The organism is Mycobacterium palustre (assembly GCF_002101785.1).
GTDB lineage: Bacteria > Actinomycetota > Actinomycetes > Mycobacteriales > Mycobacteriaceae > Mycobacterium > Mycobacterium palustre.
Window position 1 is genome coordinate 35520 of record NZ_LQPJ01000007.1, and the last position, 6300, is coordinate 41819.

A 6300-nucleotide genomic window follows, 5' to 3' on the forward strand; every position below is an offset into this window, starting at 1 on the left:
ACGTCAGGGCGTCACGGCGACGTCGACCGTGGTCGCGCCGGCGTCCGCCACCACGGCCAGCACGGGCGCGTTGGGCGCCGAAACCGCTTGTCCGCCTGCGACACTCACCTGATATCCGTTCGGGTACTCGACCGGCGGCACCGAGATGAACGTCTGCGTGCCGGGCGCGAAGCTGCCCGCGCGGTCGGCCCGCTCGGTCGAATAGCGCAGCCGGAAAACGCCCGACCGAAACGACCAGTCCCTCGGTGTGCCGGCCACCACCTGGGGGTACGGGGCGGCGAGCACCCCGAGCTTGGCCGCGTTGACGTTGGCGCCGGTCGGCGGCCGGCTGGGATCGAAGACCAGCGCCTGGTCGTTCGGGGACGAGCTGGTCTTGTCGTTGCCGGTGTAGGCCCACTCCAGCCAGCCCATCCGATGGCGGTCGGTGTGGCGCATCACCTCGGCGATGTTGTTCAGGTCGTTGGTGGCGCCGAACTCGGTCAACAACGGCGGGATGTGATTGAAATCGGCGTAGAGGCTCGCGTTGGTGATCGTGACACCGTCCTCGAAGCGGCAGGCGATGTTTCGGTGCAGCACCGCTTCGATGGCGCAGTAGTCATGGAAGGAAAAGCCGGTGCTCGGGTCGACGATGTGGCCAAGATCGGTGTGAATTCCCTCGTCGAACAACGTGTTTGGTTCGAAGAACACCAGCGTGGTCGGGTCGGCGGCGCGAATCGCGGGCACCACCTTGCGATAGAACACGGTCAGCTTGTGGTCCTGCAGCGGGCAGCCCAGGACGGGGTTGAAGCAGCCCTCCCAGATGAAGCCGGGCCACGGCTCGTTGAGCACCTCGTAGCCGAATACGCCCGGGTTGCCGCGGAAGAAGGACGCGACGTGCGCCCAGGCGCGCGTGTAGTGGTCCTGCAGCCCGATCCCGTCGGGCGCCGGTGCGTCGCTCCAAAACGCGTGCCAGGCATGCTCTTCGGCGGGGTTGGCGAAATAGTTGCCGGGAAAGCCGAGTTGGGGGTTGGGCAGGCCGGCCGTCTGCACCGCCCACGCGGGTGCGCCCTCGCCCTGGAACGCCTCGTTGTAGAGGTCCTGATGGAAGTCGAGCAGGCTGACGATCCCGTGTGACGCCAGCGTCGCGACGGTCTGGGCGATCGAGGTGAGGTAGTTGTCGTCGTAGGTGAGCGGCTGCGGCTCCACGGCCGCCCAGATGACGCCGACCCGCATCGCGTTGAACCCGTTGGCCTGCAAGAAGGCGGCGTCGTCGTCGCCGAAACCGTCGGCCGCCGGCTCGTACGGGGGGATCTTGTAGACGTGGTTGAGCCCGTGCAGCACCACGACGCGGCCGTCGGCGTCGGTGATCCACCTGCCGGCGTGGCCCAGCGGCAGCGTCGGGCCGGTGGGGGCGGCCCGCGCGGCCGGCGGCGCGACGACGGACCAGGCGTCGGTCGTCAGCGCGGCAACCAGCAGGCCGGCCGCGAACAGGCCGACCACGCGGGCGGGGCGGATACGCATGGTCCTGCAAACAGTGAGGGGTAATGGTCACCGGGGCGACACGGTGGTGTTACGGTTCGCGCACAATGCGGCGCGCCGTTTGCGTTGCAGGCTAACGGGTTTGGAGCTCCCGCGCTTGCTCGGCGGCGCTGGCGGCCGCTGCGCGCATCCCGACCTCGGCCAGGTCGTCGGACACCGCGCGCAGCGCCGCGCCGTCTCGGTCGGCCAGGGCCCGCGCATGGGCGAGGACGATTCTGCCTACGACGCAGTCGATTTCGCCGCACAGCCGGGTGAGCGGATCGACCGCGCGGATGTCGCCGAGGCGGACCGCCTCGTGCCAGGCGCGCAGCGCCACGCCGAACTGCCCGCCGCGTTCTGCCATCCGGGCGGCCTCGCGGGCGGCGGCCACCGCGCCGTGCGGGTCGCGCATCGCCGCCAGCCGCCACGCCCGCGCCACGCCGAGCTCCGGGGCGAACAACGCCGACTTGGTCCCGTGCCGAGACTCGGCCCTGCTCAGGGCTTTCGCGGTCGCTGCGGTGTCGCCCTGCTGGGCCAGCGCGGTGGCCAACAGCGTCAGCGACAGCGGGCCCCAGGAGTAGCCGGTGCGTTCCAGCATGGCGGCGGCAGGGGCGAGTAACGCTGCGGCGCGGGCGAATTCGCCTTCGGCGAGCAGCACGTGCGCGAGCAGCACCTCGCCGATCGCGCGGCCCGGCTGCTGCAGTTCGGCGAAGTCGGTGAACTGCTGGGCGAGTCGGCGCGACGCGTCCAGCCGGCCCGCCATCAGCAGCGCCGTCGTTTGACCCAGCCCGATGGTGAAGCGCAGCAGCCCCGGATGCTCGCCGGCCAGGGCGCGTTGCGCCAACGGCTCGACGTCGTCGAAACGGCCCTGCCGCGCCGCGCACAACGCCGCCGCGCTGGCCGCCCACGCCACCGCCTGGTCGTCGGCCGAGGGGGACGCAAGCACCTCCCCGGCGACCTTGACGGCGTGCCCGACGTTGCCGGCGTTCATCGCGAAGGTGGCGCTCAGCGCGTCCAGGGTGGTGCGCGGGCCCGCGTCGGTGACCCGGCTGCGGATGGTGCGCAGAAACGCCGTGGCGCGCTCGGGCTCGCTGAGCATCCAGAACTGGTTGGCCGCCCGCAGCAGCGTCCAGTCCATCAGCGCGGGCTCGGCCAGGGCGGTGTGGTCGACGGCGCCGAGCACCTCGTCGGCCTCGCGTCCGCGCCCCTGCCACGCCAGGGCGTGCGCGAGCGCCAGCCGCGCCGCCAAACCGCCGGACCGCTCCAGCGCCGAGCGGGCCAGCCGTTCGCCCAGCGCCAGATCGCCCAGCCGCAGCGCCTGCTGCGCGGCGGCGACGACCTCGGAGGACCGCTGCGGCGCGTCGCTGGCCAGCGCCAGCGACGACAGCCGCAGCCGGTCGCTGAGGTGGTCGCGCGGGTGCTGGGCCAGCAGCTTGACCACCTCGGTGCGGCGCCGTCGCGCCTCGTCGGCGCCCAGCGCGTCGAGCGCACGCTCGGCGAACAGCGGGTGGGCCGTGTAGACCACCGGGTCGTCGGAACGTCCCCCGCGAATCCGGGTTTCGGCGGCTCCCCACTCCGTCGCCTCCGTCACCGCGCCGTCGCCGGCCAGTGCGGTCAGGTCCGCCAGCGACAGCGGCTCCTGGACGGCGAGGTAGTCCAGCACCGACCGCGCCGCCGGCGGCAGCTCGGCCAGGAAGGCGTCGACCTCGCCCGGCGTCGTCACCCCGCCGGGCGCCTCGACGTCGATGCGCTGCAGCAGGTCGTCCGTCCACAGCGCGGCGATGGCTTCCGGCGCGGCCTCGGCGCGGGCCGTGACGATCATCCGGGCCGTGCCGGCCAGGGCCAGCTGGTAGACCAGGGTGGCCGACAGGACGTCGAGGTGGTGGGCGTCGTCGACGACGAGCAGCAGGTCGCCACGCGCGGAGTCGTTCAGCGAGGCCCGGGCCGCCCGCAGCAGCGCGGCGGGCTTGCCGACCTCCGCGATATCGACCAGGTGGCCGAACGCCCCGAACGGAACGACGCGCTCGGTGGGGGTCCCGGTGACCCAGCGGGTGACCCCGCCGCCGTCCCTTCCGGCGGCCACGCGGGCCAGCGTGGATTTGCCGCAGCCGTCGGGTCCGAGCACCACCGCCCCCCGCCCGGCGCGCAGCGCCGCGTCCAGCCGCTCTGAGGCCGCCGCGTGCTGTGGCACGTTCCATCGAATCGGCACCGCCCGAATTTTATTGCGCGCGATGTGCGCCCCATACCGGGCTTGGTCTACCTTTCGTGGTATGCCCGCCGCCCGCGATCCGTCACGCCCATGGGCGGTGTGTGTGTACTGCGCGTCGGGACCCGAGCATCCCGAATTGCTTGAGCTTGCTGCGGAACTCGGCGAGGCGATCGCCGAGCGTGGCTGGACTTTGGTGTGGGGCGGCGGCCGGGTCTCGGCGATGGGCGCGTTGGCAACCGCCGCCCGCGCCCGCGGCGGCCGCACCGTCGGTGTGATCCCGCAAATCCTGATGCGCCGCGAAATCGCCGACGCCGAGGCCGACGAGCTGATCGTCAGCGACACCATGCACGAGCGCAAGCAGCTGATGGAGGACCGCGCCGACGCGTTCATCGTGTTGCCCGGCGGCGTGGGCACCCTCGACGAACTGTTCGACGCCTGGACGACGGGTTACCTCGGCCTGCACGGTAAACCGATCGTGATGCTGGACCCGTTCGGACACTACGAGGGCCTCTGGCTCTGGCTGAACGGACTGCTGGACAGCGGCTACATCTCGCAAGCCGCGATGGACCGGTTGATGCTGGTCGATAAGGTGGGTGCCGCACTAGAGGCGTGCGCTCCCGCCTGACCGACGGCGACTTAGCGGGACCGCCAACGAATCGAGGGGATCACGTGTCCGATCACGACGGGGCAGCGCGCACGGCGGTCAGGCTGACCGACATCGCATCTGGGGTGCCTGGCGTCCTGGCGGACACGCCGGTGATCATGCGCGGGGCGCTGACCGGGCTGTTGGCCCAGCCGGGTTCGAAGAAATCGATCGGCAAGGTGTTCCAGGAACGCGCCGCCCGCTACGGCGACCGGGTCTTCCTGCGGTTCGGCGACCAGCACCTGACCTACCGCGACGCCAACGCGGCGGCCAACCGGTACGCCGCGGTGCTGGCCTCCCGCGGCGTGGGCCGCGGCGACGTCGTCGCGATCATGCTGCGCAACTCGCCCAACGCGGTGCTGGCCATGCTGGCAACGGTCAAGTGTGGGGCGGTGGCCGGAATGCTCAACTATCACCAGCGCGGCGAGGTGCTGGCGCACAGCCTGGGCCTGCTGGACGCCAAGGTGCTGATCGCCGAGACCGACCTGGTCAGCGCGGTGGCCGACTGTGGCGGCTCGGGCAGCGCGGAGACGGTGACCGTCGAAGACCTGGAGCGGTTCGCCCAGAGCGCGCCGGCCGTCAACCCGGAGTCGGCGTCGGCCGTGCAGGCCCGCGACACCGCCTTCTACATCTTCACCTCGGGTACAACGGGATTCCCCAAGGCCAGCGTGATGACCCACCTGCGGTGGCTGAAGGCGCTCGCGGCGTTCGGGGGAATCGGGTTGCGCCTCAAGAGCTCCGACACGCTGTATTGCTGCCTGCCGCTGTACCACAACAACGCGCTGACGGTGGCGCTGTCGTCGGTGATCAACTCCGGGGCCACCCTGGCGCTGGGCAAGTCGTTCTCGGCGTCGAAGTTCTGGGACGAGGTGATCGCCAACGACGCGACGGCGTTCATCTACATCGGCGAAATCTGCCGCTACCTGCTCAATCAGCCGCCCAAGCCGACCGACCGCGCGCACAAGGTTCGCGTGATCGCCGGCAACGGGCTGCGCCCCGAGATCTGGGACCAGTTCACCAAGCGATTCGGCATCGAGCGCGTCTGCGAGTTCTACGCCTCCAGTGAGGGCAACACCGCGTTCATCAACGTGTTCAACGTGCCGCGCAGCACCGGGGTCTTCCCGATGCCGCTGGCCTACGTGGAATACGACCCCGACACCGGCGAGCCGCTGCGCGACGAGAACGGGCGGGTGCGCCGGGTGCCCCCCGGCCAGCCCGGCCTGCTGCTGAGCCCGGTCAACCGGCTGCAGCCGTTCGACGGCTACACCGACAAAGAGTCCACCGAAAAGAAGTTGGTGCGCAACGCTTTTCGCGAGGGGGACTGCTGGTTCAACTCGGGCGACGTGATGAGCCCGCAGGGCATGGGCCACGCGGCGTTCGTCGACCGGCTCGGCGACACCTTTCGGTGGAAGGGCGAAAACGTCGCCACCACGCAGGTCGAGGCGGCGCTGGCCTCCGACGAGTCGGTCGAGGAGTGCACGGTTTTCGGTGTGGAGATTCCGCGCACCGGCGGGCGGGCCGGCATGGCCGCGGTCAAGCTGCGCGACGGCGCCGAGTTCGACGGCAAGTCCCTGGGCCGTGCGGTGTACGACCAGCTGCCGGCCTACGCGCTGCCGTTGTTTCTGCGGCTGGTCGAGTCGCTCGAGCACACCACGACGTTCAAGAGCCGCAAGGTGGAGCTGCGCCAGCAGGGCTACGGCCCCGACGTCAAGGACCCGCTGTATGTGCTGGCCGGCCGCGACGAGGGCTACGTGCCGTACTACGACGAGTATCCCGACGAGGTGGCGGCGGGCAAGCGGCCGCAAGGCTGAGCCGGCTTCGGCTGCGCCGAGACTGCGTCCAGCGCGTGCTTGAGCGACGCGAACGGGGCTAGCTGTACTCGGCCAGGACGTTGGTAGCAGGCGTGTCGGCTTGATGTGAGGAGAACCCCCGGGTGGGGTGTGGCGTGTCG

At 70.9% G+C, this 6300-nt stretch carries 4 protein-coding genes; 2 read left to right on the forward strand and 2 right to left on the reverse strand.

Annotation, left to right across the window (positions count from 1 at the left end):
• Positions 1-3: 3 nt before the first annotated feature.
• Both AWC19_RS00790 and AWC19_RS00795 read right to left on the reverse strand, forming a co-directional pair.
• Entirely contained in the window at positions 4-1500 is a 1497-nt protein-coding gene (locus AWC19_RS00790; RefSeq protein ID WP_085076202.1) for a cellulase family glycosylhydrolase, read from the reverse strand.
• 91 nt (positions 1501-1591) lie between these two features.
• Positions 1592-3706, reverse strand: coding sequence for an AAA family ATPase (locus AWC19_RS00795; RefSeq protein WP_169718058.1), 2115 nt, complete (start codon positions 3704-3706; stop codon positions 1592-1594).
• A gap of 61 nt (positions 3707-3767) precedes the next feature.
• Here AWC19_RS00795 and AWC19_RS00800 point away from each other — a divergent pair, with 61 nt between their 5' ends.
• Entirely contained in the window at positions 3768-4331 is a 564-nt protein-coding gene (locus AWC19_RS00800) for an LOG family protein (RefSeq protein ID WP_085076203.1), read from the forward strand.
• A 44-nt stretch (positions 4332-4375) separates the two neighbouring features.
• Positions 4376-6160 carry a long-chain-acyl-CoA synthetase FadD6 gene (fadD6, locus tag AWC19_RS00805; protein ID WP_085076204.1) on the forward strand — a complete coding sequence of 595 codons (1785 nt, stop codon included), beginning with the start codon at positions 4376-4378 and terminating at the stop codon, positions 6158-6160.
• Positions 6161-6300: the final 140 nt, after the last annotated feature.